Origin of the sequence: Streptomyces sp. NPDC048191 (assembly GCF_040652655.1) — a bacterium.
Lineage (GTDB): Bacteria > Actinomycetota > Actinomycetes > Streptomycetales > Streptomycetaceae > Streptomyces.
Genome location: NZ_JBEZMO010000003.1, coordinates 244,391 through 270,370 on the forward strand (window position 1 = coordinate 244,391; position 25,980 = coordinate 270,370).

Below are 25,980 nucleotides of genomic sequence, written 5' to 3' on the forward strand. Positions count from 1 at the left end.
ATCTCATGGACTACAAGACGCTGACGGCTTTGAAGCCGTCCGAGTACTCGGATGCGGCGAACGGGTTCCGCGCGGTGAGCGACATGGCCAGCACGGCCAAGGACCGTATCGACATGCAGATCATCGGCGCCATGAAATCGGCCAACGAGGGTGAGGCGGCGACCGCGGCTGAGGGCCAGTTACAGGAGTTGGCGAAGAACTTCCATTACACGCAGGCCGAATGCGGCCTGATCAGTACGGCGCTCGACGGGTTCGCCTACGACATGGAGGCGGCCAAGAGGAAGCTGGACGCCGCCGTCGAGGACGCGCGCGCCAAGAACTTCACTGTGAACTCCGACGGCTCGGTCAGTTACCCTTCGGCCGGCGAGAAGACCGACGGCAAAATCCCGGAAGGCGGTACCGTGACCGCCCTGATCGGGGACCCTGCCGCAGATGCGATCGGCCGACAGGCAGCCAGATTCAACCCCAATCCGAACGCTCGGTACGCCCAGGAGTACGCCGACCGCATCGCCGACGCCCTCAAGGAGGCTACGGCGGCCGACGAGAAGTGGGCGCCGAAGCTGCGGGCGCTGAAGGCCGACGATGACCTGACCGTCTCCGACCAGGACTGGGTGGACGTCAAGAAGGACACCGCCGGTGTTCTCGAGGGAGCCGAGGACTACCTGCATTCGATCAAGGAGCCCCCCAAGCACGGAACTCCCAAGGAGAACGCGCAGTGGTGGAAGAGCCTTACCGACCAGCAGCGGGCTGACTACGTGGCTGTCCACCCTGACTCGGTCGGGTGGATGGACGGCCTTCCCACCACTGTGCGTGATGAGGCGAACCGTACCGTGCTTGCCGAGGCTCGCGGCTCCGCTCAGGTCGACCTGGACGCCTGGATGGCGAAGGAGCCCGCCCGCTTTCAGACCATGCACCAGCTCAACCCCAACACGGGTGGAGAGGTGGACGTCCCGGTAAGGACCCCTGAAAGCGAAGCAGCATGGCAGAAATGGGAAGCCAAGCGGAAGGAGTTGCAGGGGCGGATCGACGGCATGGATGCGATCCAGAACCGTTACGACGACTTCGTCGGAGACGAGAGCACTCGACCTTATCTGCTCGGATTCGACAACAAGAATCTCGGGCATGCTGTCGTGTCCATCGGAAATCCGGACACGGCCGATAATGTGGTGACATACGTGCCGGGGACTGGCTCGAACCTGAACGGCGTCGATGGTCTCATTTCAAGAGCTGAGGTGCTTCAAGACCAAGCAAGCATCACGGATCCCACGCATTCGACGGCTTCGATAATGTGGCTTGGTTATGATGCCCCGCAGAGTCTCGTGCCCGATGCGACTTACGACACCCACTGGGCCGACAATGCACGCGCGCCGCTCAGCAACTTTCTGGCTGGCCTTGATACAACCCATCATGGGGGGCACGCGAATTCCACCCTCCTGGGGCACAGCTACGGCTCTCTCGTGGCCGGCGAGACGATGCGTGACCACCCGGATCTGCCGGTGGACAACGCGATCCTGGTCGGAAGTCCGGGTACTGGGGTCAATCACGCCAAGGAACTGCACATTCCCGTGGATCACGTCTGGTCGGCGACTGCTCAGAACGACCTGGTCAACATGGCCCCACCGGAGGCAGGTCCGCTGGCGCCACTGAACCCAAACGCATACCGGCACCTCTTTGACGACCACTCGGCCATGTACGGGGCTGACCCGACATCTGATGAATTTGGTGGACGCACCTTCAAGGTTGGCAATGGACATCTTCCGGGTTGGGATTGGAATCTCATGCCTGCCCATTCTCAGTACTGGGAAGGGGATTCACTGAAAAATATGGCAAAGATCGCAACCGGAGGAACCGCGTGAAACCGAACCGAATCGTGTCAGTCATTGCGTTGTTGTGTGCGGCAGTCGCCATCACGGCTTGCGGAAGCCAGCAGAGCGGCAACGGGAATGGCGCAACGAAATCCAAGCAGGCCACCATGGATGAACAGCAAGCAAGCGCGCGCGCAGAGGAGATCGTTCATCAGGCGGTGGAGGGTATGTCACCCAAGCCGACCCTTAAGCGTACTGGACTTCGCCCTTTGGGTGCATGCATGGCCCGGGACGACGGCGGCCCGGACGACCGTGTGCAGTACCGACTCACCTATCAGTTGACCGGGGTTCCAGGCAGTGACGCCAAGACGCTGGTACGGCAGGCTCGGGACGCCTGGGTGAAGCTGGGCTACAAGTTCCAGTCACAGGATGGCAACTGGTCCGATCCGTTCCCCTCCGTCAGCATGCGTACCGAACCCGATGACTTCTGGATGACAGCTCTCACCGGTGTCGTGAATCGTGGCAAAGGCGAGGGACTCGCAGCCATCTCCGTGACTTCACCCTGCTTCGCCCCCAGTCAGGGATCCTCGGCCGACTCGACTGCCTTCCACCGCACGCGGGTCGACGAGAACGCCGAACATCTGGCTCTCGCCCACTCCAGCCGGATCTACGATGCACTCTATGTACGACATGCCCCAGCGCAGGAGGGGGACGGAATCAGCGTCTACCAGGACGCCGAGGGCACCTATGTCCACCATTCCTGGTCGACCCAACCGCTCTCGGAGGAGGAGACCGCTCAGGCGCTGGCGCGTGTGCGAACCTACTTCGAGAGTGCTAGCTGGACCGTGCGTGATGTCCTGACAGAGGCCGGCGTTCCCGCGCTCGTTGCACGTAACGTCAACGATGAAAGCGTGGCCCAGGTCGCCCCATCAGCCACTGGCGCTGTGCGCGTTGCAGTGACGACGCCGGTGGCACCCGAGAAGTCCGGCAGCATCTGAATCGCCAACGGGCGAGAAGCGGCCCTTGCGGGGTTCCTGATGTTCACGCGTCAGTACGACGGACTCAGACCCCAACCCCTGAAGAAATATCGCTATGCGGCCATCGGATGCACCCATGACGTCTACGCGGCCGAAGGACGCGCTTGCGAGCGTCTGGCACCGTGGAAGGGAAAACTCTATACACGCCGATCCCTGTTCGGGAGATAGAATACAGAAATGGAGGAGAAAGTCATTTCTATCACGTCCTTGAGGTGCACTTTCGAAACGGTCCTCACGTGGAAAGAATTCCAGTTCACGAAACTCAGGAAGATAGATCGCTGGATCCAAGGACGAAGCGCATGAGGTTCAACAGGACCGAGCACCTCCGAATTATTCCGCCAGGCACCGAAGCCGGAGAACGCCTCATCGGGTTCCGCCAGGACAGCGAATCCGGATTCTCCACCCTGGATGAGGCACACCGCCTCCCGACGGATCCCCGCGTACGGAGCCGACAGCGCTCTGCTCATCTACATCGGGTACGCCTGGGCCAAGAACTCCGTGGCCCTCGGCATCACCCGCCGGACACGGTAGCCACGAGGTCGGTGCACGTCACCGCACGACACGCTCCGCCGGCCGGCACAGGAGGCTCGGCACACAGGGGGCGGGGCCACACAACAGCAGGGCATGACGCCTCGGTGCGCTGCCGCAACCGCTAGACTGTGCGCGGTGCACCACTCTGGTGGGGCGCTCTGTGGATGTCTGGGGCCCTCAGGGGTCGGGATCCGTCCGATGTGGGCGGATTTCCAACACCTTTGCCCACACATCCCCGCCTTCGTAGCTCAGGGGATAGAGCACCGCTCTCCTAAAGCGGGTGTCGCAGGTTCGAATCCTGCCGGGGGCACCAGGGAAGAGGCCCCGGACCGATCATGGTCCGGGGCCTTTGACATCCAGCTTCGACATCAACGGGGGCGGTCACTGACGACCGGGACGCTTCCGCAACAGCCGATCCATGTGGCTCATGGCCTCCTGGGAGTGGCCAAGGATCTCCATCACGACGCGGGGCGCGACTCCGGCCGCAGTGAGGAGGGTCGCGGTGCCGTGCCGGGCGTCGTGCCCGGATGACGCGGAGGCCGGCGGACTGGGCGATGCGGGTGAAGGAGCGGTAGACGTTCCGGGGCTCGACCGGGCGGCCGGTGCGGGTGGTGAAGACGTAGTCGGACTCCTGCCACCGCTCCCTCGCTTTCGCACGGGCAGCGTATGGCCCAGGTCTACGCGGTCAGGCTCTTGGATGCCTTGGACGGCAACGGCCCGCACGTGCGGAGCCACGACGGCCGAAACCTCCTCAGCGCCTGAACTGATCGTCTCTTGCGCAGGAGGCTGTCACGGCACCTTGACAGACTGCACGCCATGGACACGGAAGCATTCTGGCGTGTGCTCGACGCAGCGAAGGACGGGGACAGGCCACCCAGCATTGCTATCGCCAACCACCTGTCGGCCCTGCCCGCAGGAGAGATCCTCGCCTTCGAGTACCACTTCTCCCGTCTGCGCGACGCGGTTTACCGCTGGGACGTTTGGGCGGCCGCCTACCTCATCGGCGGGGGCTGCTCTGATGACCGGTTCAGCGACTTCACCGCAGGTTTGGTAGCACTCGGACGCGAGTGGTACGAGCAGATAGCTGCCCTTCCGGACGCGCTTGCCGGGCATCCTGCCGTGCGTGCTGCGGCAGCCATCGGCGACCAGGACGTCATCTTCGATGAGGACTTCAACTTCGTATCGTCCAAGGCGTACGAGCGGCTGACGGGTGACACGGATGCCTTCTGGGAGGCATGGGAGACATACACGGCTGCTCACACCACGAGCGCGGACGGCAGCGGTGACATGGGCGAGTCGTTCGACTTCGACGATGCCCAGCAGATGCGCCGACGCCTACCTCGGCTGGCTGCGCTCTATCTCGGCTCTGAGCCGGACAGGCTTGCATAGAGTCCTCCGGGTTCGGTGTCAAGCATCAGGTGAAGCCACAACGTCAAGCATCAACCGAGACAAGACAAGCGCGGCTCATCTCAGCGGGATAAGACTTTCCCTACCTCATCAAGCCCCGGCTGCGCTCCGCTCCGCCGGGCGCGCTTCCCGGCTCCGCTGCGGGCGACGCTCCTGCCTTCGGCCCGCTCCGCCCGCGCTGCGCCGACGCGCGCCCACATTTGGGAAGGGCCGAAGGCCATAAGGCGATCACCGCACGACGCGGCGCATGGTCAGGACATGCCCCCGGCGGGGGATCGGCCGGCACCGGGGGGAGGGGGCGCCGTTCCCGACCGCGGGTTCGTTGTGGCGTGCGTGGAGTGCTCCCGTCCCGTACGCCATCGACCCAGGCAGAGCCGAGCAGACGCGGCCCATGGCGTCCAGGTCGTTCGTACAGTGGCGCGCTCCACCTGGACGCCATGAACTACGCCCGCTCCACGGTGTGTGGGTCGACGGCGTACGGGACGGGAGCCGGGGTGAGTCGTGGGATAGGAAGACTGGGCCGGTGGCAAGCCAGTGCCGACGGCGATCCATTCGCGCACACAGCGCGAGGCTCGTTGGGCTTGTGGGGGCTGTGGCCCGCGTTCGCTCCATAAGTACCCAGGTCACAGCACGACTACAGCACTGGGACGGTGCACCGAGCCGACGCATGATGACCCTCGGCACCAACAGAGGAGGAACCATGCGTCGCACCACCATGCTGCTGGCCGTCGTCTTGCTTGCCAGCCTCACGGCGTGTGGAAGCAGAGACACAGGTCGTTACGCTGCTGTGAATCCGATAGCTACGCCGACCGGTAGTAAGAAGGACCGCTACCTCAAGTCGGCCGCCAGCCTGGCGTACACCCATAAGCATCCGACTGATGCGGAGCTCCTTACTTTTCCACCGAAGTGGTGCCACGAACTGGATCTAGAGCACAGCGTCGAGTACGTGTTGGACCCCGACGGAGGAGGCCTGCACCCAATGGGGCAGGACTGGGGGATGCTGCTGAAGGACGCACACGAGCTGCTGATAGTAGGCGTAACGGTCTACTGCCCGGAGTATCGGGGGCAGGTGTTGAAGGATCTGCGATCCACAGGAGGAGGCTTGTGAACGACACCCACGCCCGGGCCGTCTGGGGAGCTCGGGTGCCTGACCTGGGGTCCAGATCAAAGTGTGACTTCATGTCTGGCACCGGTTGGCCTACCTACTTGGCACGAGCGGCAATGTCAGATCATCACGGTACCGTCGGCCCATGAAGTTTGACGGTGAAGCGGCCAGACGGTTTCGACCCAGGGACGCAGGCGATGATCCGTGCCGAGGTGATGAGCGTCATCGCGTGATGGCCGAGGCGCTGAACCGCTACGGATTGTGGGATCACCTGTCGGCGGAGCTGCGTGAGTCCGCAATGGCCGAGGTCGCGACCGGCTGCCATCCGCTGCATTTCGACCTTCTCTTCGAGCAGATCGAGTTCTTCGCGGACGGAGAGGAACTGGCCGAAGGCGGGGTCGAGAGGTTCCTTCGAGCGCTGGCACCGGCCCTGGTGCGATACGGCGTGGTGCTGGAGGTCGAGACCGTCCCGGATGTCGACGACTACATAGTTTCGATCAACGGGATCCGTTGCATGGTTTTGAGGCCCGAGGACTGGGAGGGCGGGGATCCGTGGGCTTTGTCGACCGTCCGTCCCTTGGCTGTCGTCAACCAGCTGCTCGCCGCTGCCGGGCGTAGCGCGCTGCGTGCTCACACCCTCTACGCAGGTGGCAATGAGGGACTCGTCTTCCTGATGGACCCACGAGCCGCCGAGGCGATGCGAGCCAGCGGCTTGTTCCCCGAGCATGAAGTGCCAGCGCTGGCCGACGGGGAGTGAGTGTCTAACTGCGTGACAACGCCGACGCACAGCGGTGAACAACCGCGGACGCCTGCGGACCGTCGCTGCAGGTGAGAGACACACCAGCACGAGGTCGAGCGCCCAGCAAGGTTCGTTCGGGACGAAGCGGTCACCCATAGGGTGCTCGCATGACCGACGAAGCCCCCTCCTGTCCCGAGTGCAGCCAGGCCATGCGGTTCGGCGGGTTCGTGCTCTGCAAGCGGGAGGATGATGGCCGGCGGACTTGCCGCGCGTTGTGGCGGTGTGCCGGTCGGCATGTCTGGTGGGGGTGGGCCGACCGGCCGGACGAGCCGCTGGAGGCCTGCCCCTTCCCGAAGCTGGGCCTCTGACATCCACGAGTGACATCAACGGCAGCGGACGGCGGCGGCAACCAGCGGTCGTGTGCGGCACCGGTGCCTTAGGCGGGCCCCCGCCGGTCCGGGGCGAGAACGAACTCCTTTAAAGCGGGTGTCGCAGGTTCGAATCCTGCCGGGGGCACTACGCATTACCGCTCTGACCTGGGGCTTCTCCCCCAGGGAAGGGTTTTGTTCGGCCTCGGACGTCTCGTCCGGGGCCGTTTGGGTGAGCGGTGCGTGAGCGGACGGGGCGCCAGATCCCGAGATTTCTCCGGACGGATCAACACCGTCCGGCACGTTCGCCTCCGGCTCTCCGGCCTTGCGCTTGGCTTCCGGAGCGTCGTCCTTGGAGGCGCGGGCGCGCGGTGTGAGCCGGGCTGCAGCCTCGGCGATCGCCAGGTCCGCCTCCGTGCGGCGAGAGCGGTACGTACGAGGCTGGCGTGAAACTCGAAGTCGGGGACCAGGCCCGCGTCGTAGCCGGGTACTTCCTCCTCGCCCGTGAAGCGGCGCAGGGCGCCCCGGCGCCGACCGGCCCGGCCCGCGGGGGCGCGAAGCCGCCCGTCTTCCCCGTCGTCGCGATCGACGACCCGGCATTGCCGGAGATCCTTGCCGAACTGGCGGCGGCTCGGCAGACGAGATGGACGCCGACACCGTCAACCGGGAGCTGTCCATCGCGCGCAAGACGATCGGCTGGTGGCAGCGGAGAGGCTGGATCACCTTGCTCAACTGGTTGTGTGTCGAGCGGGTGCCGCCTGTGTTGTTGGTGCTTGCGCCGGGCGTGAGGCGGTCGTGTCGTCTCCTTCCTGGTGGGCCGGGCGCCGGGGCAGCCGCGACGCGGGCAGCAGGCCGAGAGCGGCGAGTGCGGCCAGGATCAGCAGAGTGGAGCTCATGGTTGAAGCAGTTGAGCCGGTTGCGCTGGCCGCGACGGCGATGCCGAAGGTCGGCCCGATGTTCATGGCGGTCTGCTTGAGCCCGCTGACGACTCCGGCGTACCCGGGCGGTGCGTCACCGACGACGGTCCCGGTGGCGGTGACCATCACGGTGGCGAACCCGGCACCGATGGCGGCAAAGACTGCAGCCATGGCCATCCATGTGCTGGCGGGACCGGGCCGGGACAGCCCCGCGATGCCGGCCACGACGAGGACCGAACCGGCGATCGCGATGCGGCGCGCACCGTACCGGCGCAGTGCCGCGACCGCGGCGGGTGAGCCGAGGACCATGAGCACGGTCAGCGGGAGCACGCGCAGACCGCTGGCGAGTGGGTCGAGGCGAAGTACGTCCTGGAGGTAGAACGTGGCCCTGAACAGCGCGCCGAACACGCCGGCGGTGGTGAACAGCAGGATCGCCATCGACGCCGTCACCGGTACGGACCGCGCTACGGCGGGTGGAACGATCGGGTGCGTGGTGCGGCGTTCGTGCCAGGTGAGCACCGTCGCGACGCCGATGACGGCGAGGAATTCGAGCAGCGTCGGCGCGGCGGTCCACCCCCGCGCGGGTACGTCGGACAAGGCGTGGACCAGGGTTGCGAGCGCGACCGCCAGCAGGCCCGTGCTGGTGAGGTTGAGCCGTGGAGAGTTGGCACGTTGAGGTGCCGGCGTCCGCACGGCGAGGGCGAGAACGGCGATGACGAACGCGAGGGGCACGTTGACCCAGAAGACGGCGCGCCATCCCAGATGAGCCACGAGAACACCGCCCAGGAGCGGACCGGACCCTGCCGCCACCGCGATCGCACCGGTGCGGATGGCGATCGGCGTGCCGAGCCGGTCCGCGGGATACGCCAGCCGTAGCAGCGCGAGCGTCGCAGGTTGCAGGAACGCGGCGAACCCGCCCTGCACCGCGCGCAGGACGATCACCCAGCCGACGGCCGGCGCAAGCGCGATCCCGGCCGAGGCAGCCCCGAAACCGAGGACACCGACGAACAGCAGGCGCGGGTGACCGTACCGATCCCCGAGGCGCCCGGCGATCACGAGTAACGCGGCCACGGCGACCAGATAGCCGGTGCTCGTCCACTGGATCTGCGCCACGCTCGCGCCGAGATCACGCCGCATACCGGGCTGCGCCATGAGCAGGATGGTTCCGTCCAGTGCGACGATCATCGCGCCGACGACGCTGACCAGAAGTGCAATCTGCCGCTGTGCGGGGGCGGTCATGAGGTCTCCGGGCCGAGATGGGCGTCCAGCACTGCCGCGATGAGCCGGTCGCGTTGGTCGTCGCCGGGGTCACCGTCCAGCGGTGGGGCGCCGAGGGCGAGTTGCAGGCTGCCCCAGGCCCAGAGCTGGGCCACGCCGTGCAGGTTCGACCACAGGGCGGCGGCGGTCACCGCAGGTGGCGGTCCGGCCTCGTTCGGCCCGTCGGCGTTGCGCGCGGCCTCCCTCTCCGACAGGCATCGGGTGACGAGTCCGGTGAAGTGCCGGAACAGCGGGAGGGTCGACTCGCGCAGCCTCGGTTGGTCCGATGCCTGCGCCGCGCCGTCGAACAGGTCGTGCCGCCACATGAGTTCGAACATGCCGCGGCGTTCCACTGCGTACCCGACGTACGCCCGTGCGAGGGCCTCCAGCTGGCCGCGCGGTGTGGTCGTGCCCGCGACCGCGGCCTCGAACATGGCTGCGAGGTCCTCGAAGCCGCGACGGCCGATAGCCGAGAGCAGCGCGTGGTGCGTGGGGAAGTACCGGCGTGGCGCTCCGTGCGACACCCCCGCTCGCCGGGCTATTTCCCGCAGGCCCACGGACGCGGAGCCCTCGGTCAGCACAAGGTCGACCCCGACATCGATCAACCGCTCCCGAAGGGAGCTCTCATCAGCCATAGACAGTGTCTATCACGCACCGTAGACACTGTCTACTCATTTGGGTGAGTGATCATAGTTCTCAGCGGGTGGCGGGGCCGCCTCGGCTCGCTCGCTCACGGCGGCACGCTGACCGGCAATGGTCACGCCCGACAGGTCGAGGCCCTTGTCGAGGCGGAGCGTGCCGTGCGGGTTGATGTTCGACCAGAACAGCGGGGCCAGCCGACGCCGGTCCTCGTCACTCGGCTTCTTCCTCCGCAGTCACACGCGAAGATCGTGCGCACCGTGCGGCCCAGCTCTTCGAGGGCCTGGCAGGTCGGGTGCTTGGGGCCGCCGTGGGTGAAGCGCCGCAGCACCTGCTCCGCCTCGGCGGTGCCCAGGCGCAGGGCGGTGGCGTACTTGACCATCTGGTCGTACTACGGTGCGTTCGCGTGGGTCATGGCGTCGTCGAGGCGGTACGGGACGCGTGGTGTCGTGCACTGGTGACGATGAGCGAGACGTTCTGCCCGCCGAAGCCGAAGGAATTACTGAGCACGGCCTCCTGCGGGACGTCTCGTCGCTCTGCGACGACATCGAGATCGATGTCGGGACCGACGCCGGCTGCGGTGATGTTGCGGGTCGGCGGGATGACGCCGTGCTTCACACTGAGGACGGCGATGAGTGCTTCGATCGCGCCGGCGGCGCCAAAGAGATGACCGAGCGCCGCCTTGGGGGCCGTCACGGTGGCGCGGCCGAAGACCTTCCCGATCGCGTGCGCCTCGGCGACGTCGCCGACCGGAGTTCCGGTGGCATGGGCGTTGATGTGGCTGATCTGCTCGGGAGCCAAACCGGCTTGCGCGAGGGCCTTCCGCATGGCCGAGATCTGACCGGAGCCGTCGGCGGCGGGCGCCGTGATGTGGTGAGCGTCGGCGGCGATGCCGGCACCCGCGAGCACCGCGTGGACGCGCGCGCCTCGGACGCCGGCATGCTCGGCGCTTTCGAGCACCACGACGGCAGCGCCTTCACTGAGGACGAATCCGCTGCGGTCCGCTGCGAACGGCCGGGACGCAGACGCGGGTTCGGCGGTATGCCGCGACAGTGCTTGTGCCTGAGCGAAGCCGGCGACGGTGATCGGGGTGATCGCGGCCTCGGTCCCGCCCGCGATCACCACGTCCGCCTCGCCGGCGCGGATGAGCCTGGCCCCCAGGGCGATCGCCTCGGCACCGGAAGAGCACGCCGAGACGGGCGTATAGACCCCGGCTCGTGCACCGTATTCGATACTGATCAGCGCCGCCGCCGCATTGGGCATGAGCATCGGGACCGTACGTGGCGAGACGCGCCGCGTCCCGGCCGCCTCCAGCACGTCGTCTTCCTTCAGCAGCGTCCGTACGCCCCCGATTCCCGTGCCGATCGCCGATGCGAGCCGGTCCGGGTCCACCTTTGGGGCACCGGCGTCGGCCCAGGCTTCGGCCGCCGCGGCGAAGGCCGCCTGCTGCGAGCGGTCGAGCCGCCTGGCCCGCACCGGCAGCAGCAACTCGGTGGGGTCGATCGCCATCGTCCCCGCGACGGTGTCGGGAAGACCAGTGTCCTCGTGGCCGGGTAGGACGCCGCCGCGGATGCCGGACTCGCCGGCAAGCAGGGCTTTCCAGGTGGACGCCATGTCTGCCCCGAGTGGTGTGATCGCGCCGAGTCCGGTCACGACGACTTCAGTCCGGTGCATGCCCTCAACCTTTCTTGTATGCGATACAAGTGGACCGCCTTGTTGTATCACATACAATTTGGGTGTGGAGAAGAAGCGAACCGAAGCTCGATCAACGTCGACTCGGTCGCGTGACCGCGGTCGCGTGACGAGGCGCCGGCTGATTGAGGCAACTGCCCGGCTCTGCAAGGAGCGGCCCGGTGCTGAGGTGAGCGTCGCGGAGATCGCGAACGCGGCGGGCGTCTTCCCCAATCACGTCACCTACTACTTCGGCTCCAAGGACTCGCTGCTCGTGCACGCCGCCTTTCTCGGCTTGCTGCACGACGCCCGACGGATCGAACGCATCGGTCGCCAAGCCCCTGATGCGGCGACATTTCGGCGCAACGTCGCCCGCGCCGTACTGGCCATGCCCTCGCTCCCGTCAGTCGCGCGAGCACTCGCCGCCGGGATCTCCAAGCCCGAACTCGCCCCCGTGGTCGACCAGCACCTCCAGTTGCTGTTCCGGCAATCCGAGCGCTTCGTGAGCCAGCTCATCGACAGTCGCGGCTGGAGGACCCGTCGACCGCTCAGCGTGGAGACCAGGACGTTCTGGAGCACCGCGCTCGGCGCAGTGCTGCTCGTCCGCGCCGGGGCACACGGCACCAACGCCGACCTCGACCTCGCCGGAGCGTTGACCATCCATGACGAACCCGATCTCGGTTAGCGCAGCCGAACAGGCCGGCGACGACGTGCGCGATTCCCACGCGACGGTGGCCTGGTCGCGGTCGGCGGGTCTGCCGTCGCCAACGAGCTCCACTGCTGCGGCTAGTGCCGTATCAGGCAACGTTCGCCCTGTGTTCGATGTGAGATATGGTCCTCAGCCATGGGCGAATTGGTGTTGATCAGGCACGGCGAGACCGCATGGAGCCGGACCGGACAGCATGCCGGCCGCACTGACCTACCGCTGACCAAGGCGGGGGAGGATGCGGCGCGTGCGCTCGCACCTCGGCTGGCCGAACGGGAGTTCGTCGCCGTCTACAGCAGCCCGCTGACTCGCGCCGTACGGACCGCCGAACTGGCGGGGCTGAGCGGCGCGGAGCCCGACACCGACCTGATCGAGTGGGACTACGGCCGCTACGAGGGGCTGACCGCCGAGCAAATCCAGGAACTCAAGCCCGGCTGGGAGCTGTGGCGCGACGGCGTCGACGCCGGCGAGGACCTCGGGCACGTGACGGTGCGGGTCGACGCCTTCCTCGACCGGGTCCGGCCGCTGCTGGACAAGGGCGACGTGGCCGTCGTTGCGCACGGCCACCTGTCACGCATACTCACCGCGCGCTGGCTCGGGCTCGACGCGTCGGCCGCGCGGCAGTTCGGGCACCCGCATCCGGGGACGATCAACACGCTGGGTTACGAGCACAAGCTGCCAGTCGTGCTCGGGTGGAACGTGCCGTAATGGCGGCTGTCCATATCCCGTCCCAGGTGTAGCTACTGCCGTGCCATTGGGCGACGTTGGCCCTGTCGACGACGGAGTGCAGGCGTCGGTCGTTGTCGGCGTGGTGTAGGGGTGTGGTCAGGTGCGGGGAGAAGTTGTCACAGACGATCGCGATACGGACCTCGGGCGGGTAGAGGGTTCGCAGGTAGCGGCGGAACTCCAGGAACCGGGTTTGACATCTGCTTCATCTACGAGGGCGGTCACCCACGCTCGGGTCGCCTCTTCCTGAGCAGCCGGACTCCGCGACCGGCTCGTCGGCCGCGTACGGCACTGGTCAGGCAGTCCCCCGGACGACGGCGACCGGGCAGTGCGCGTGGTGCAGCAGCGCCTGGCTCACCGAACCCAGCAGCATCCCTGAAAAGCCACCGCGCCCTCTGGCTCCGACCACCATCAACTGAGCGTTCCTGCTTGCTTCAATCAAGACCTCGCGGAATTCGCCGCTCAGTACCTCCTGTGTGACAGTGACGTCGGGATACTTCCCCCCACGACCGGCGACTGCCTGAGCAAGTAGACGCTCCGCGCTCTCCGCCCCCGTACCGGCCGGCGCATGGTCGGGCAGCCACGCGTGCACGGCTCTGATCTCGGCTCCCCTCAACGATGCTTCGTCGAAGGCGAATTCGACTGCCTTCTCGCCGGCGGAGGAGCCGTCGACGGCCAGCACGATCGGCCCGGAGCCGTCCGGTTCCTCACGGACCACCATCACGGGACACTGGCTGTGGGCTGTCAGGGACACCGCCGTCGAGCCCAGCAGCATGCCGATGAAGCCACCCATGCCTCGGCGGCCGACGACCACCAGGTCTGCGGTTCGCGACTCGGCCGACAGCACCGAAACCGCATCGCCGACCATCACAGCATCGGTGACCTCAACATCGGGCGCCACGCTCCGGGCATGTTGTGCAGCGTCATCCGCCAGGCGAATCATTGGCGCTATATCCAACGGTGCGTACATGGGCCTCACCGGCCAACTGAGAGCGTGCACCACACGCAGCTTTGCACGACGCCGCTGGGCATCCCGGACGGCGTGCACCACCGCGGCATCACTCGACGACGAGCCATCCACTCCTACGACGACCAGGCCGCTCACTGCGCCTCCACACTCACTTCGGCTGCTGAACCCCATCCGTCACTCCAGCTCCAAGCTTCACTCCGGCCCAGCGCAGCCGCCAGCCGGCCGGTGACTGCTGGGCAGCCGCCAAGAGCGGGCCGTGCCGTCCAGCGACACGCGAGCAGGCACTCGATGCGTTGCGTCGGCAGGTACCGCCGTGCGTCCACTGCCGGCCCGATTCGGGTGCCGGGCCGGTCTCTGACCTGAGGTCGTGCGGTCGATCAACGCTGCGTCGTGCGGCTTGGCTGTCGGCGGTTGTCGGCGACCATGGTGGGTGCGGAGGCCGCTCCGCTGGACGAGTGGATCGCTCCTGGGCACTCGGCCTGACCGATTGCGCCGTCGGACGCCGCTCTCAGAGCACGCCCACCAACACGATGACCAGGGCGGGCAGCGCGATGAAGACGGTGACGAGGTAGACGGCGAGGACCCACCGGTGCTCGGAGGCGATGCGGGCGAGGTTCTCGGCGCAGAACAGCGGTACGGGGCGCAGGAGCGGTATCACGTAGATCACGACGATCGCGAAGAGGTTGTAGATCAGGTGCACGAAGGCTGCCTGCAGGCCGATCTTCGTGTCCTGTCCGACGCCTGCGAACGCCGCGAAGACCACCGTGAACGTTGTGCCGAGGTTGGAACCGACGACGACGGGATACACCTGCGTCGGTGTCAGGATGCCCGTGCCGGCGAAGGGGACCAGCACGGACGTGGTGATGGTCGAGGACTGGGTGACGACGGTTACTCCCATGCCTGACGCCATGGCGAGGTAGGCGTTGCGGCCGACGGCCTTGATCAGGATGTCGCGGGCCCTGCCGACCATGAGCACTTTGAGCAGCTTGCCCAGGTAGCGGACGGCGACCAGGATCAGCGCGGCACCGATCACGATGGTGAACAGCGGACCGAGTGTGCTGCTGACGTGCGAGGTCGCGTGGATCACTCCGTGTTCCACCGGCCTGGTAGCTGCCCGGATGAAGTTGAAGTGGGCTGGATTCGGCAGCCAGTCCGTGCCGTACAGCGCATTGGTCAACGTCCCGCTGATGTATTGCAGCGGATGCCAGATCAGCTCGATCGGGAAGAAGATCAGCAGCGCGAGCCAGTTATAGAAGTCATGGACGGTCGAGGCGCCCAGCGCCCTGCGGAACTCGGTGCGGTCGCCGATGAAGGTCAGCGCGACCAGGCTCGTCGTCACCGTGGTGCCGACATTCGCGCCCAAAATGATGGGGATCGCACCCTGGATGGGCAACGCGCCCGACCCTACGGCGGTGACCGCGATGGCCGTCGTCGTGGTCGACGACTGGATCAGGACCGTACCGAGAACGCCGACGCTCAGCCCGACCCACGGGTTCGCCGCGAAGGCGAACATGGTGTGCGCCGCGTCGGTGCCCAGCCCCGCGAAGCCGCGGCTGATGATGCTCACGGCGCAGATCAGCAGGTAGATCAGCCCAGCGACACCGCACCAGCCGACGGCTTTGATCCATGCGGGGAGCTGGACGGCTCCGGCGCCACTCTCGGCCGCGGCGGCAGCGAGCGCTGAGCCGCCGGAAGGTGTCCGCCCGGAGACGTCACCCTTTCTGTGGCTGTCGTCCGGCCCGCCGTCGGGTCTGGCTTCCGCCATGAATCAAGGCTACGAGCTCATGACGAGGGGCGCGCAGCTGAGCGCCGTACGTGTGCAATGCACGGCTGGTGCCGTCAGCGACTGCGGTTTCCCCTGGCCCGACGTCATGTGGCCAGGGGCGGGCTTGCCGGCCGAACCCTGCCGGGGTGGCACAGGGAGAAGGGCCGGCTCAGGAGGGGCTCCGTCCCGGACCGGCCCTTCGTCATTATCGGGAGCGTGCCACACGCGTGGCACTACTTGGATGAGTGCTGGTCCGAAGCGGGCTTGGCCCTCGGCACGAACAGGCTCAACCGGAAGGTGGTCGGTTGCGTCAGACGACCACAGAACGTGTCCGCCCGCATAGCCGCCCAGTCGAGCTGCTTCGATGCTCGGAGACGGCGGATATGAGCGTGCCATTCCGACTCGTCCTGAGTTTCGAAAAGCACCTCCCAGCGGCCCGCGTGAGGGGCGAAGCGAGCAGCAGCCCGCCGCGCCTCGTCCTGCTGGTGACGCCTTCTTCTGCGCTGCCCTGGCATCGGCCCAGCATCACCGGCTTCGACCATGGCAGCAAGGCCGTTACCTGTCCCCAAGACGGGAGGCACCTCCGTCCGAAGCGGCACCTCCCGGCGGCTCAGTCGGCGGCGTGCCGCTTCCGTCCTTTTCCTCCGTTCCCGGCGGCGTGCTTGCCCGACCACGCGCCGCCCTGGTCGCCACCGTGCTCCGGCCTGTGTGTCGCCCTGGCGGACGGAGGGGCAGGCGATGGCGTGGTGGCCGGGGTCCGACCGGCGAATGTGGGTGCTGTGCGAGGGGGTGCGGGAGAGGCCGGAGACGTAGGTGCCGGGGTGCCGGAACCGAGCGAGGCGCCGAGGGCCGTGGCGCCGGCGAACAGCACGAGGCCGACGCCGGCGAGAACGGCGTTTGAGGCCAGTTTGCGGCGACCGCTGGGGCGGGAGTGCGTACCGGAGCGGGATTCACCGGCGTGCGGGGCCGGAGACGACGGAACTGCCGGGGCGGGCATGTGGATGGTGCCGTCGTGCTCGGCCGGTCGTGGTGTCCCGTTCTGCGTTGCCAGCCAGGCGGCCGCCTGCTCGGCCGTGGGCCGGTGGTCCGGGTCCTTCGCGAGCATGTGCAGCACGTAGTCGGAGAGCGGCTGCGGTATGCCCGCGCGCAGGCGGTCGGGCGGTGCTGGTGTGGCACTGACGTGCTGCTGGACCACGGCCAGTGACGTGGCTCCGCTGAACGGAGGCCGCCCGGTGAGCAGTTCGTACAGGACACAGCCGAGGGAGTAGACGTCGGACGCGGGCTGCGCGGGACGGCCCAGTGCGCGTTCCGGGGCCAGGTAGTCGGCGGTGCCGATGATCTTGCCCGTGGCGGTCAGGCCGCTGGCGGCCTCCTCGGCGAAGCGCGCGATGCCGAAGTCGGTGATCTTCACCATGCGGTCGGGGGTCAGCATCACGTTGGCGGGCTTGACGTCCCGGTGGACCACTCCCCGCCGGTGTGCCGCGCAGAGGCCGGCGGCCGCCTGGGCCGTGATGGCTGCCGCCTCGGCCGGATCCAGAGCTCCGCGCAGGGAGCGCTCCTGGGCCAGGTTCCAGCCGTCGACGAGTTCCATGACCAGGTGGGGCCGACCATGGTACGAACCGAAGTCGTACATGCCCACGACGTTGGGGTGGTTGAGCCGGGCCGAGATCTGCGCCTCCAGACGGAATCGCTCGGCATCCTCCGCCTCCTCGGCGTGCAGCAGTTTGACGGCCACGGGCCGCCCGAGGAGTTGGTCGCAGGCCCGCCACACCTCACCCATCGCGCCGCGTCCCAGCAACTCCTGCAACTCGTAGCGGTCCGCCAGCAGACCCTGCACACCCACCCCGATCGTCGCGTTGCTCGTCTTTCCCCCATGTCCCGTGCATGTCCCGTGGTTGTGGTTCGCCGTCGTCGGGTCCCGTTGCCCAGGCCGACGCACACTCCCTGCCGGACCGGGCGCCGGGGTGAGCACGGGGCGGGCAGACGACGGGGGATTCACCTGCCTGCCCCTCATTGCGCGACCACCCGCTCGAGTACAGGGGGCGAGCGGGTGCCCCGTGGCCCCTGGGTCCGCAGGCCCACTCCTACAGCGCACCAGGGTGACGGGCCGTCACACCTCTGGGGCGCCCGCCACCACACGGCTCTCCGCTCCGGGATAGCAGGGGCGGGCCCGGCACGGGGGGAACCGGACCCGCCCCAGCACGTCGGCGCCTGCAAAGCCTCCCCCCGGAGGGTGGGCGCCATGACCCGCGCGGGGTCACTTCCAAGAGCGCGCCGCGGGTCAGGAGCGTCACGGGGGAAAGGGAACGGTTGCGAGACCGACAACTCCGTGAAGAGATGTCCCACGGTGGGGTCGCGTTGGTGCTGGGGCTCGCGTGTGCAGCCGGCCGGTGGTGGGTGGGCGAATCCTGGGGCACGGTGATCACCATGTGCTGCCTCGTGGTGCTGCTCCTCTCGGCCGTCGTAGGAACTCGGCGCGTACGGCGCGGAAAATAGCTCCCCCCTTCAGCTCGGCCGACACCAGCACCCGCACGCCCTGCTCAAGAGCACCAGACTCTTGACCCGCCCCTCAAGGCTCCGCCGACCGTCTCGCGCTCCCGACTTCCCCAGGGGTGCTGCCTCGCCGAACCGGCCTTCGGGGGCCGCTCGCGAGAAGCACCCGGCAAGAGCACCGGCGCAAGCACCGGCGGCGGCAGGGCGGCGCAGGTCACGCGCCAGGGCGGGGAGCTCGCAGGTGTCGGCGCTCGGTCAGCTCTTCTTCCTCGACCAGGGTGAGCATGGGCTGACCCGGCTCACACAACATGGTGACGAGGAAACGGCTCCACGCGTCCGTCCGGTTGTTGCCGTCCTGGTAGTGGATGACGTCACCGCCTGGCTCCCAGAACGTCTCGCCGGCCTTGACGACCCGCTCCGGTTCGCCCTCCAGCTCGAAGAGCATCTCGCCCTCCAGCATGTAGCCGAAGACGGGTCCCGAGTGCCGGTGCGGAGGGGTGCCGGGATCGCCGGGCGGGAACTCGACGAGGGCCGTCATCGCCTCTGCGCCTGCCGGGATGAACGGTGGTTTCTCCGACTGCAGCACGGTGAGTGCCGTCTTCCAGGCTTCTGAGCGCGGTCGGCGTTCAGCGCTGCCTGCCGCGGGTTCGTTCTTCGACATCGTCGGGGCCTCCAGGAGTGGGCCGGGCGGCTCAGGGGAGCCACTCGTGGCAGGAGCGGCGGGCGGGCGGTCAGGGTGCTCCTGCCGATGCCGTCGAGGGGGAGGCGTTGCGGAATGCCTGGGGCCGGGGCACCTGCGATCGCGCACCGCCGCGTCATACGGTCATGAGTCCAGGTTGCGACGACGCGGTGCGCGACGCATGGGCGAGCGCCCTCCGGGGCTCGGCGGTAACGCTGCGTGTTGGCGGCGGCGAAGGGCAGCGGCCGTGAGCGGACCCGTGCCCCCGCGAAGTGGCCGCGAGGCACCGCTGCGCCATCCGGAACCCCCGTGTCAGGACAAGCAGTCCGCAGGTCAGTCGGTGGGACGCGGGGCGCGCAGGTGGGCCCGCTCCATCAGCTCCTCCTCGTCGACCAACGTGTACATCGGCTGGCCCGGCGCGCACATCATGACCACAACGAACTTGGACGGTGCGTCCGGCAAGGCGTTGCCGTTCTGGTAATGGATCTTTTCACCGCCCGGCTCCCACAGCGTCTCGCCGGCCTTGATCACGCGCTCCGGCTCACCTTCGAGCTCGAACCGGATGGCGCCCTCGATCACATAGCCGAAAGCCGGGCCCGAGTGGCGGTGCGGAGGCATCCCGGGATGACCAGGAGGCCACTCGACGAGGGTGGTCATCGCCGAAGCGCCCTCGGGTACGAAGGGCGGCTTGACGTCATCCAGCATTTTGGGGCCGAACTCATCCTCGGATCGCTTCTCGTTCATGGTGCTGCACCTCCGTAGGCTGCCCGGAACTAACCACTCGCATGGGCGGTTCCGGGCCTCACGCAACTTGCTTCACAGCGGAGACAAAACACAGCTGGCTTCTGTGACACACGTGCGCTTTCCGCGTCGCACAGAGAGTCCCGGGACAACCGTCCCTCCTGGCTGTGGGCTGCACAGTCCGCGTCCGTGATGGCGGCTGAGGCGGCCTCGTCAACGCCCTCCGCCGCCACCCCCGATTCTTGACCCACTCCTGACGCGGGTCACCGCATCCATTCGGTCGTGGTCAGTGTCCTTCCCGGTGTCCCTGCCGTTGCGAGGAATGGAGTGCCATGGAAGGCACTGTGGTGGCGGTCGTCGTGGTTGTGCTGTTGGCGCTGCTCGTGCTGAAGAGCGGGATGCGGGTGGTCAACCAGGTGGAACGCGGGGTCGTGTTCCGGTGGGGCAAGGCCCTGCCCGGGCACCGGCAGCCGGGCATCACCTTCCTGATCCCCTTCGCCGACCGTATGCGCAAGGTGAACGTGCAGGTCGTGACCATGCCCGTGCCCACCCAGGAAGGCATCACCAAGGACAACGTGTCGGTGAAGGTCGACGCGGTCGTCTACTTCCGGGTGACCGATCCGGTGCGTGCGGCCATCGAGGTGCAGGACTACGTCTTCGCCGTCGGGCAGGTCGCCCAGTCCTCGCTGCGGTCCATCATCGGCAAGAGCGACCTGGATGATCTGCTCAGCGATCGGGAGCGGCTGCACGAGGGGCTCGCTCTGATGATCGACAGCCCCGCCGCCGGCTGGGGCATCCACATCGACCGTGTCGAGATCAAGGACGTTCAGCTGCCGGAGTCGCTGAAGCGGTCCATGTCGCGGCAGGCCGAGGCCGAGCGGGAACGGCGGGCGCGGGTCATCACCGCCGACGGTGAGTTCCAGGCCGCGCAGCAGCTCGCCAACGCCTCCAGGATCATGTCGGACACGCCGGAGGCCATGCAGCTGCGGCTCCTCCAGACCGTCGTCGAGGTGGCCGCCGAGAAGAACTCCACCCTCGTCATGCCGTTCCCCGTCGAGCTGCTGCGCTACTTCGACCGCGCCGTGCAGAAGATCGACAGCGAGGTCAGGACACCTCAGAAGACTCAGCAGGATCAGCCGACTCCGACCCCGACCGAGCAGGGCCCGACCGAGCACGCTCCGCCCCCCGTCCCGCCGACTCCCCTCCCGGCGCAGGAGAACGCCGACCCGCGATAGCCGGCGCCGGCGTCACGCCCACCGAGCCCGTCGCCATCATCGTCATCCCCGCAGCGGGCGAGGTGAGTTGGGCCAGGGTGCCGGCCGGCGCGGCGCTCACGCCCTGCAGGGTCGGCATGCCCGAGGAGTGCAGGCCCTGCCGCCTCGGCGTCGTGGATGGTCGTTGTTCACGGCGCAGGTACGAGGCTCCACTATGTCCCCGTCGACCAGCGCGCCCCAACCTGGGCGCGCGCGGACCAGCGCAACGACGGTCGGCAACCGTCACGCCCATGGGCCGGCTGCCGGTACTCACGGACAACCGACTCCGCCAAACGCTGCTGCTGATGTCGCCGCGGGAACCCCAACCACACAGCGATGCTGACCGCGCCATTCCCACCGAGGAACCGCGGCACACCCGTTCCCATCTGCCTGGTGCCCCGTCGGGGGTGTATGGGAAAAGCCCCGGACCGGTCTTGGTCCGGGGCCTTTGACCAGGTGGTCTCGCGGGAAGGCGTCAGCCGGGGTCGAGGCCCCGCTGGGCTGTCCGGCTCTGTCCGGCAATTCCTGTCAGACATCGGCTTTGGGTCGGTCCGGCGGTACCGCGTCCGCCACTGGGCTGTTTCCGGCCTGAAGGGGTAGACCTTCGCGGTCGGCGCCCTGGTGTCCGCCCTGGTTCGGGCTGGGCACGGCGGGCGTGGCACCGGGTGTGTCGGCCCGGCCTTTCTCGTAGACGACGAGTCCTTTGGACAGGCCCAGCGGGACGAGGACGAGTTCGAGGATGAAGCCTTTCCACCCGTAGTAGGCGTCCACGGCCTTGGTGGCGAAGGAGTAGGGGTAGTTGCGCGCAATGCGCCGGAAGGGGATCTTGCGGCGCCGGGACGCGTAGATCAGGGGGAGCAGGACCAGCAGGGTCCAGGAGGCGAACCACCAGGCGATGATCCAGGCGAAGGCGGTGGCGAGCGGCCCGCCGCTGCTGGCCGTGTACACGGCCAGGAACAGCCAGACCGGCAGTGTCGCCATGTCCCACAGCTTGGCCAGGACCCACAGGGCCAGCATGGGCCTGCGGACGATCATCTTGCGCAGGTGGAGGCGGACGTTTTGGAAGTACCCACAGGCCCAGCGCCAGTTCTGCTTGCGCAGATAGGTCAGGTCCTCGGGGTCGGCGGCCCAGGCGACGGCGTCGGGGACGTACACGGCGCGGTGTCCGGCGATCTGCACCGACCAGGTGTAGTCCATGTCCTCGACGATGGTCCGCTCCGGGAAGCCGCCGAACTCGACCAGGGGCTGGAGCCGGAAGGCCGAGCAGCAGCCGGAGCACACCACCGGGCTGCCCGCGCTGCTCTCGATCGGCCGGTTCCAGTGGAAGCCGTACAAGTACTCGATCGATCTGCCGCGCTCCGCCCAGGTGCGCTCGAAGCGGCTCTGCACGCAGCCGGCCGCGACCATGACCCGCGGGTCGGTGAACGCCGGCTTGATCTTCTCGATGTAGTCGTCGGCCAGGACCGTGTCCGCGTCGACCGCCAGCACCAGATCGGTCCGGCAGTGCGGCAACGCGTAGTTCTGCGCCTTGGCCTTGCTTCCGAGGTTGCGCGGCGGTCTGAGGACCGTCACCCCATAACTGGCGGCAACCTGCCCGGTACGGTCCGAAGAGCCATCGTCGACGACGATGATCTCTTCGGCCGCAACCGTCTGGCGCAGAAGCGCCTCCAGGGTGGCGGGCAGGCCGCGCTCCTCGTTGTGCGCCGGGACGATGACGGTAAGTGTCGTCACCTCTATCCCAGGATCTTGCCGATACCGCAGATAAGCCCCACGACAGCGTAGAGCAGCCCGCACAGCCCGCCCTTCGGCGGACAGGGTCCCGAACCCATCATGGTGACGCCCTTTCGTGAATGAGGATGCCCAGGCCATCGAGGCGCCGCAGGGCGCTCCCGACCACCGCCTGGAGTGTCGAGACCTTTTGTACGGGGCTAAAGGGGCAAATCAGGACACGACGCGTGAGTCGTTCGAGTGATATTCATGCCGGCCCGTCCGCTGGTCAGATCGGTGTCATGGGCGTTCAAGCCCGGCATGTCCACTGCCATGTGGCCACCACTGGCGCGCCGATGAGTTCCGCCGCGGAGGGGAGTCTTCCTGAGCGGACGCGCTCGGCGCGGAGTGGCGATGGGCCGCCCGGTCCCCGCGGCGCGGGCGCGTACTCGACCAGGCCCGATGACGAGCAAGGAGGCCCCGGCGTGAGCGACGTTGTAGTCCACGAGATCGTTCGGCCTGAGCGCACGGTATCGGGCTCATGGCTGGAGGTGATCGCCTCGAACCTCGACCACCACCGGGCGACCTTCTTGTGGAAGTGCGAGGGCCTGTCCGACGCGCAGCTGCGGCAACGGCCCGTGGTTTCCTCGGGGTTGACCCTGCTGGGCCTCATGCGCCATCTGCAGGGGGTCGAACGGCACTGGTTCCAGCGGACGCTGGCGGGCACAACCCCGCGGTTCTTCCCGTACCGGACCTACGTCACCGCTGCCGGTGACGAGTGGTACGAAGAGTCCGACCCGACCCCGGCCCGGGAGGTCTACGAGGACTACGTGAGGGCCTGCGAGGAGTCACGGCGGGTGTTCGCGCGGGTGACCGACGACCCTGCGCGCACGGTGTCGAGCCCCGAGTTCGGTGACACCGATGTGCGCTTCGTCCTTGAGCACGTGATCGAGGAGTACGCCCGTCACATCGGGCACGCGGATCTCCTCCGCGAAGCCATCGACGGTGCCACGGGCGAGTAACCCGCCCTGTCCACCGGAGGTTTCCGCCGGAGGTTGCTCCGAGTCCGCGTCGCTTCGACCGGCCCGTGCAGAGGATCGACGGCGATCTCAACGCGCCTCAGCCGACTCAGCTGCCCCAGCCGACTCCGGCCCCGACCGGGCACGCTTCCGCTCCCGTTCCGGCGCAGGAGAACGCCGACCCGCGATAGCCAGCGTCAGCGTCACGCTCACCGAGCCCGCCGCCATCATCGTCATCCCCACGGCAGGTGAGGTGAGTTGGGCCAGCGTGCCGGCCAGCGCTGCACTCACGCCCTGTAGGGTGAGCATGCCGGAGGAGTGCAGGCCCAGGGCGTGGCCGGCGAGTTCGGCCGGGGTCAGGTCCATCAGCCGCTCCTGCTGGACCAGGCTCGCCCCGAAGCCCGCGGACGCGACCGTCACGCACACCGCGGCCACCGGCAGCTGCGGGTGCGCGCAGAACACCAGGTACGGCGTCGCCAGCAGGAGGAGCAGCGGGGTCGCCGACCGGCGCCGTACCGCGGGCGGCAGCAGCCGGCCCACCGCCACGTCCCCGGCGAACATCCCGAGCGCCCCGCAGGCGAACAGGGTGCCGGCCGCGTGCGGCGCGTACGACACGTACAGCGACTCGCAGCCGACGACCAGCCCGTTGGGCAGCCACAGGCCCAGATAGGTGAGGCGGCGCGGGCGGGACGACCACAGCAGGGCGTTGGTGCGCCGGGTCGCCGACGCGGAGGGGCGGCCCGCCGTCCGGGGCGGGCGGGCGGTCAGGCCGAGGCGCAGGACGAGCGCAGCCGTGAGATACAGGACCGCCGCCAGCAGCAGGCACACCCGCGGGGAGAGCGCGGTGAGCAGGGCGCCCCCGGTCGCGAACCCGGCGATCTGCATCAGCCCGCTCATCATGTTGAACAGCGAACGCCCCGGCAGGTAGCCGTCCTTGGCGAGGATCTCGTTCAGCAGGCCCCAGCGGACCCCGCCGCCGAGGGAGGCCACGAGTCCCAGCACCAGGACGACCGCGAAGACCGCGCCGACCGGCAGGCCGGGCAGCGCCTGCACCGCCGTACCGGCCGCGAAGGCCAGCGCGATCGCGGACAGCGCCGTACGGGGCGGCAGCCGGTCGGCGCCGGACAGCAGGAAGGTCGCGCCCAGCACCTGGGCGAGCGACGGACCGAACATGCTCACCGCCGACAGCAGCGGCGACCCGGTCGCCCGGTACACGAGCGTGCCGAGCGCGAGGCCGCCGACGGTCTGGGCGGCGGTCTGCGCGGCCGAGCCGAGGAAGAGCGGGGTGAACTCCGGGGTCCGGAACAGGGATCGGTAACTGGGCATGCCCCGGAGTCTCGGCCGGTCGTGGGCGGGCCCGTTATTGTTTCGCCACAGCGCGAAAGGTCCTTGAGCCGTGCCGGAGGCGGCGGTCGTACGGCCGTGAGGGGGGTGCGGAAGTGGGCTGGTGGCAGCTCAACGCGGACACGCTCGCCCGCAGCCGGTTCGTCGTCTCGCCGCTCGCCGAGACCTTCGCCTGTCTGAAGCTGCTGTACGCGGGCGATCCCGCGCACCCCGGTGAGCAGGAGTGGCTGCGCGTCCATCTGCCCGCCTACCGGGCCCGGCTGGCGGCCGAGCCGGTGACGGCTCTACTGGTGCGGGCGGGGCTCGGCCGGGAGTGGATCGCCGACTTCCTGACGCCCACGCCCCGGGACGGTGAGGGGTTCGCCGACGCGGTCGCCCGGGTGCGGGCGACCCCACCGGACGTCGCCCGCGCCCATCTGCGGACCTCCCTCGCCCGTCCGCTCCCCGCCGAGCTGGACCGGGACGACCTGCCCGAGCGGGCGGCCGCGCTGCTGGAGTGGGTGTGGGAGGCGGCCGTACGACCGTCCTGGGAGCGGCGCCGACGGGTGCTGGAGGCGGACGTGGTCGCCCGGACGGCGCAGGTGAGCCGGGGCGGCTGGGCGAGCGCGCTGGACACGCTGCGGCCCGGGCGCACCCGCTGGCTCGGCGAGAACCGGCTCCAGATCAACCTCCACGAGTACCCGCCGCGCGAGATCTCCGGAGCCGAGCTGGTCTTCGTCCCGGTGACCGTGCAGCGGGCGGGCTGGGTGGCCTGGGAGGAGGGGGTGCGGTACGCGGCGGTCTACCCGTGCGCCGGCGCCCTCGCCCACCCGGCCGACCGGGCCGTGCCCTCCGCCCTGGGCGCCCTGCTCGGCCCGGCCCGCGCCGCGGTCCTGCTCCTCCTCGCCTCCCCCATGAGCACGACCCAGCTGACGGCGGTGACCGGGCAGGGGCTGGGCTCGGTGGGCCGCCATCTGAAGGTGCTGCGGGAGGCGGGGCTGGTGGAGCGCCGGCGGGCGGGGCGGGCGGTGCTGTACGGCAGGACGGCGGCGGGGGATGTCCTGGCGGAGGCACCGGGTCGGGTGCCGGCCGGGGGTGGGAACGCTCGCCGGGGCTGACGGG

General features: G+C 68.3%; 22 protein-coding genes, 1 tRNA gene and 6 pseudogenes. 15 read left to right on the forward strand and 14 right to left on the reverse strand.

Features of this window, described 5'->3' with window-relative positions; translation table 11 throughout:
• The first annotated feature begins 5 nt into the window (after nt 1–5).
• From AB0D93_RS06895 to AB0D93_RS06910, 4 genes are all read left to right on the forward strand, one after another.
• Complete coding sequence (locus tag AB0D93_RS06895; RefSeq protein WP_362114166.1) at nt 6–1,856, forward strand: alpha/beta hydrolase; 1,851 nt, start codon at nt 6–8, stop codon at nt 1,854–1,856.
• Nucleotides 1,853–2,803, forward strand: a complete 951-nt coding sequence (locus AB0D93_RS06900; RefSeq protein ID WP_362114169.1) for a hypothetical protein — start codon at nt 1,853–1,855, stop codon at nt 2,801–2,803. Before AB0D93_RS06895 ends, AB0D93_RS06900 begins: the two co-directional genes overlap by 4 nt.
• 447 nt (nt 2,804–3,250) lie before the next feature.
• Nucleotides 3,251–3,373, forward strand: a complete 123-nt coding sequence (locus AB0D93_RS06905) for a hypothetical protein (protein ID WP_362114172.1) — start codon at nt 3,251–3,253, stop codon at nt 3,371–3,373.
• A gap of 237 nt (nt 3,374–3,610) precedes the next feature.
• Nucleotides 3,611–3,686: transfer RNA gene (locus AB0D93_RS06910), tRNA-Arg, on the forward strand.
• A 68-nt stretch (nt 3,687–3,754) separates the two neighbouring features.
• Here AB0D93_RS06910 and AB0D93_RS06915 read toward each other — a convergent pair.
• Nucleotides 3,755–4,037, reverse strand: a pseudogene (locus tag AB0D93_RS06915) (tyrosine-type recombinase/integrase); the annotation flags it as partial.
• Between AB0D93_RS06915 and AB0D93_RS06920 the strand changes: the two are divergent.
• The 5 genes and pseudogenes from AB0D93_RS06920 to AB0D93_RS06940 form a co-directional block, all read left to right on the forward strand.
• Nucleotides 4,034–4,135: pseudogene (locus AB0D93_RS06920) on the forward strand (NUDIX hydrolase); the annotation flags it as partial. The pseudogenes AB0D93_RS06915 and AB0D93_RS06920 sit on opposite strands and share 4 nt — an antisense overlap.
• Nucleotides 4,136–4,189: 54 nt before the next feature.
• Nucleotides 4,190–4,762 carry a DUF4240 domain-containing protein gene (locus tag AB0D93_RS06925; protein WP_362114175.1) on the forward strand — a complete coding sequence of 191 codons (573 nt, stop codon included), beginning with the start codon at nt 4,190–4,192 and terminating at the stop codon, nt 4,760–4,762.
• A 718-nt stretch (nt 4,763–5,480) separates the two neighbouring features.
• Complete coding sequence (locus AB0D93_RS06930; protein ID WP_362114178.1) at nt 5,481–5,888, forward strand: hypothetical protein; 408 nt, start codon at nt 5,481–5,483, stop codon at nt 5,886–5,888.
• 142 nt (nt 5,889–6,030) lie between these two features.
• Nucleotides 6,031–6,642, forward strand: a complete 612-nt coding sequence (locus AB0D93_RS06935) for a hypothetical protein (protein WP_362114181.1) — start codon at nt 6,031–6,033, stop codon at nt 6,640–6,642.
• A 149-nt stretch (nt 6,643–6,791) separates the two neighbouring features.
• Nucleotides 6,792–6,992, forward strand: coding sequence for a dehydrogenase (locus AB0D93_RS06940; protein WP_362114184.1), 201 nt, complete (start codon nt 6,792–6,794; stop codon nt 6,990–6,992).
• Between the two features lie 416 nt (nt 6,993–7,408).
• Here the strand turns inward: AB0D93_RS06940 and AB0D93_RS06945 are convergent.
• The 5 genes and pseudogenes from AB0D93_RS06945 to AB0D93_RS06965 all read right to left on the reverse strand — a co-directional run.
• Nucleotides 7,409–7,513 (reverse strand): annotated as a pseudogene (locus AB0D93_RS06945) (transcriptional regulator); the annotation flags it as partial.
• 207 nt (nt 7,514–7,720) lie between these two features.
• Entirely contained in the window at nt 7,721–9,148 is a 1,428-nt protein-coding gene (locus tag AB0D93_RS06950) for an MFS transporter (RefSeq protein WP_362114187.1), read from the reverse strand.
• Nucleotides 9,145–9,801: a TetR/AcrR family transcriptional regulator gene (locus AB0D93_RS06955; protein WP_362114190.1), complete on the reverse strand. Its 657-nt coding sequence runs from the start codon at nt 9,799–9,801 to the stop codon at nt 9,145–9,147. Before AB0D93_RS06955 ends, AB0D93_RS06950 begins: the two co-directional genes overlap by 4 nt.
• A 36-nt stretch (nt 9,802–9,837) precedes the next feature.
• Nucleotides 9,838–10,196: pseudogene (locus AB0D93_RS06960) on the reverse strand (Tn3 family transposase); the annotation flags it as partial.
• A 20-nt stretch (nt 10,197–10,216) separates the two neighbouring features.
• On the reverse strand, nt 10,217–11,479 hold the full coding sequence (locus AB0D93_RS06965; protein ID WP_362114193.1) for a beta-ketoacyl-[acyl-carrier-protein] synthase family protein: 1,263 nt from the start codon (nt 11,477–11,479) through the stop codon (nt 10,217–10,219).
• Between the two features lie 64 nt (nt 11,480–11,543).
• On the opposite strand from AB0D93_RS06965, the gene AB0D93_RS06970 reads away from it, so the two are divergent.
• Nucleotides 11,544–12,161 carry a TetR/AcrR family transcriptional regulator C-terminal domain-containing protein gene (locus AB0D93_RS06970; RefSeq protein WP_362114196.1) on the forward strand — a complete coding sequence of 206 codons (618 nt, stop codon included), beginning with the start codon at nt 11,544–11,546 and terminating at the stop codon, nt 12,159–12,161.
• A gap of 159 nt (nt 12,162–12,320) precedes the next feature.
• Nucleotides 12,321–12,890, forward strand: a complete 570-nt coding sequence (locus AB0D93_RS06975; protein ID WP_362114199.1) for a histidine phosphatase family protein — start codon at nt 12,321–12,323, stop codon at nt 12,888–12,890.
• Here the strand turns inward: AB0D93_RS06975 and AB0D93_RS06980 are convergent.
• Both AB0D93_RS06980 and AB0D93_RS06985 read right to left on the reverse strand, forming a co-directional pair.
• Nucleotides 12,832–13,110 (reverse strand): annotated as a pseudogene (locus tag AB0D93_RS06980) (hypothetical protein); the annotation flags it as partial. The gene AB0D93_RS06975 and the pseudogene AB0D93_RS06980 sit on opposite strands and share 59 nt — an antisense overlap.
• Nucleotides 13,111–13,203: 93 nt before the next feature.
• Nucleotides 13,204–14,013, reverse strand: coding sequence for a universal stress protein (locus AB0D93_RS06985; RefSeq protein ID WP_362114202.1), 810 nt, complete (start codon nt 14,011–14,013; stop codon nt 13,204–13,206).
• A 98-nt stretch (nt 14,014–14,111) separates the two neighbouring features.
• On the opposite strand from AB0D93_RS06985, the pseudogene AB0D93_RS06990 reads away from it, so the two are divergent.
• Nucleotides 14,112–14,450, forward strand: a pseudogene (locus tag AB0D93_RS06990) (DUF6233 domain-containing protein); the annotation flags it as partial.
• Here AB0D93_RS06990 and AB0D93_RS06995 read toward each other — a convergent pair.
• The 4 genes from AB0D93_RS06995 to AB0D93_RS07010 form a co-directional block, all read right to left on the reverse strand.
• The gene (locus AB0D93_RS06995) at nt 14,387–15,643 is read right to left on the reverse strand and encodes a thymidylate synthase (protein ID WP_362114205.1); all 1,257 of its coding nucleotides are present in this window, start codon (nt 15,641–15,643) and stop codon (nt 14,387–14,389) included. The pseudogene AB0D93_RS06990 and the gene AB0D93_RS06995 sit on opposite strands and share 64 nt — an antisense overlap.
• Nucleotides 15,644–16,253: 610 nt before the next feature.
• The gene (locus tag AB0D93_RS07000; protein WP_362114208.1) at nt 16,254–17,480 is read right to left on the reverse strand and encodes a protein kinase; all 1,227 of its coding nucleotides are present in this window, start codon (nt 17,478–17,480) and stop codon (nt 16,254–16,256) included.
• An 870-nt stretch (nt 17,481–18,350) separates the two neighbouring features.
• A complete protein-coding gene (locus AB0D93_RS07005) occupies nt 18,351–18,797 on the reverse strand; it encodes a cupin domain-containing protein (protein WP_362114211.1) in 447 nt (148 codons plus the stop codon).
• A gap of 351 nt (nt 18,798–19,148) precedes the next feature.
• Entirely contained in the window at nt 19,149–19,559 is a 411-nt protein-coding gene (locus tag AB0D93_RS07010; protein ID WP_362114214.1) for a cupin domain-containing protein, read from the reverse strand.
• A gap of 329 nt (nt 19,560–19,888) precedes the next feature.
• On the opposite strand from AB0D93_RS07010, the gene AB0D93_RS07015 reads away from it, so the two are divergent.
• Nucleotides 19,889–20,791 carry a slipin family protein gene (locus AB0D93_RS07015; RefSeq protein WP_362114217.1) on the forward strand — a complete coding sequence of 301 codons (903 nt, stop codon included), beginning with the start codon at nt 19,889–19,891 and terminating at the stop codon, nt 20,789–20,791.
• Between the two features lie 546 nt (nt 20,792–21,337).
• On the opposite strand, the gene AB0D93_RS07020 is transcribed toward AB0D93_RS07015, so the two are convergent.
• Complete coding sequence (locus tag AB0D93_RS07020) at nt 21,338–22,540, reverse strand: glycosyltransferase family 2 protein (protein WP_362114220.1); 1,203 nt, start codon at nt 22,538–22,540, stop codon at nt 21,338–21,340.
• Nucleotides 22,541–23,001: 461 nt separating this feature from the next.
• Between AB0D93_RS07020 and AB0D93_RS07025 the strand changes: the two genes are divergently transcribed.
• Nucleotides 23,002–23,538: a DinB family protein gene (locus AB0D93_RS07025; RefSeq protein ID WP_362114223.1), complete on the forward strand. Its 537-nt coding sequence runs from the start codon at nt 23,002–23,004 to the stop codon at nt 23,536–23,538.
• 87 nt (nt 23,539–23,625) lie between these two features.
• Here the strand turns inward: AB0D93_RS07025 and AB0D93_RS07030 are convergent, their stop codons facing one another.
• Nucleotides 23,626–24,861, reverse strand: a complete 1,236-nt coding sequence (locus tag AB0D93_RS07030; RefSeq protein ID WP_362114226.1) for an MFS transporter — start codon at nt 24,859–24,861, stop codon at nt 23,626–23,628.
• Nucleotides 24,862–24,974: 113 nt separating this feature from the next.
• Here AB0D93_RS07030 and AB0D93_RS07035 point away from each other — a divergent pair, with 113 nt between their 5' ends.
• Nucleotides 24,975–25,976 carry a winged helix-turn-helix domain-containing protein gene (locus tag AB0D93_RS07035; RefSeq protein ID WP_362114229.1) on the forward strand — a complete coding sequence of 334 codons (1,002 nt, stop codon included), beginning with the start codon at nt 24,975–24,977 and terminating at the stop codon, nt 25,974–25,976.
• Nucleotides 25,977–25,980 lie beyond the last annotated feature (4 nt).

Coding starts and splice junctions, on each gene's coding strand:
- AB0D93_RS07005 (WP_362114211.1), bottom strand. CDS start 18,797: ATGTCGAAGAACGAACCCGCGGCAGGCAGCGCTGAACGCCGACCGCGC.
- AB0D93_RS06995 (WP_362114205.1), bottom strand. CDS start 15,643: ATGGCGGAAGCCAGACCCGACGGCGGGCCGGACGACAGCCACAGAAAG.
- AB0D93_RS06975 (WP_362114199.1), top strand. CDS start 12,321: ATGGGCGAATTGGTGTTGATCAGGCACGGCGAGACCGCATGGAGCCGG.
- AB0D93_RS07015 (WP_362114217.1), top strand. CDS start 19,889: ATGGAAGGCACTGTGGTGGCGGTCGTCGTGGTTGTGCTGTTGGCGCTG.
- AB0D93_RS06950 (WP_362114187.1), bottom strand. CDS start 9,148: ATGACCGCCCCCGCACAGCGGCAGATTGCACTTCTGGTCAGCGTCGTC.
- AB0D93_RS07010 (WP_362114214.1), bottom strand. CDS start 19,559: ATGAACGAGAAGCGATCCGAGGATGAGTTCGGCCCCAAAATGCTGGAT.
- AB0D93_RS06905 (WP_362114172.1), top strand. CDS start 3,251: ATGAGGCACACCGCCTCCCGACGGATCCCCGCGTACGGAGCCGACAGC.
- AB0D93_RS06955 (WP_362114190.1), bottom strand. CDS start 9,801: ATGGCTGATGAGAGCTCCCTTCGGGAGCGGTTGATCGATGTCGGGGTC.
- AB0D93_RS06940 (WP_362114184.1), top strand. CDS start 6,792: ATGACCGACGAAGCCCCCTCCTGTCCCGAGTGCAGCCAGGCCATGCGG.
- AB0D93_RS06965 (WP_362114193.1), bottom strand. CDS start 11,479: ATGCACCGGACTGAAGTCGTCGTGACCGGACTCGGCGCGATCACACCA.
- AB0D93_RS06925 (WP_362114175.1), top strand. CDS start 4,190: ATGGACACGGAAGCATTCTGGCGTGTGCTCGACGCAGCGAAGGACGGG.
- AB0D93_RS06930 (WP_362114178.1), top strand. CDS start 5,481: ATGCGTCGCACCACCATGCTGCTGGCCGTCGTCTTGCTTGCCAGCCTC.
- AB0D93_RS07030 (WP_362114226.1), bottom strand. CDS start 24,861: ATGCCCAGTTACCGATCCCTGTTCCGGACCCCGGAGTTCACCCCGCTC.
- AB0D93_RS06935 (WP_362114181.1), top strand. CDS start 6,031: ATGAAGTTTGACGGTGAAGCGGCCAGACGGTTTCGACCCAGGGACGCA.
- AB0D93_RS06895 (WP_362114166.1), top strand. CDS start 6: ATGGACTACAAGACGCTGACGGCTTTGAAGCCGTCCGAGTACTCGGAT.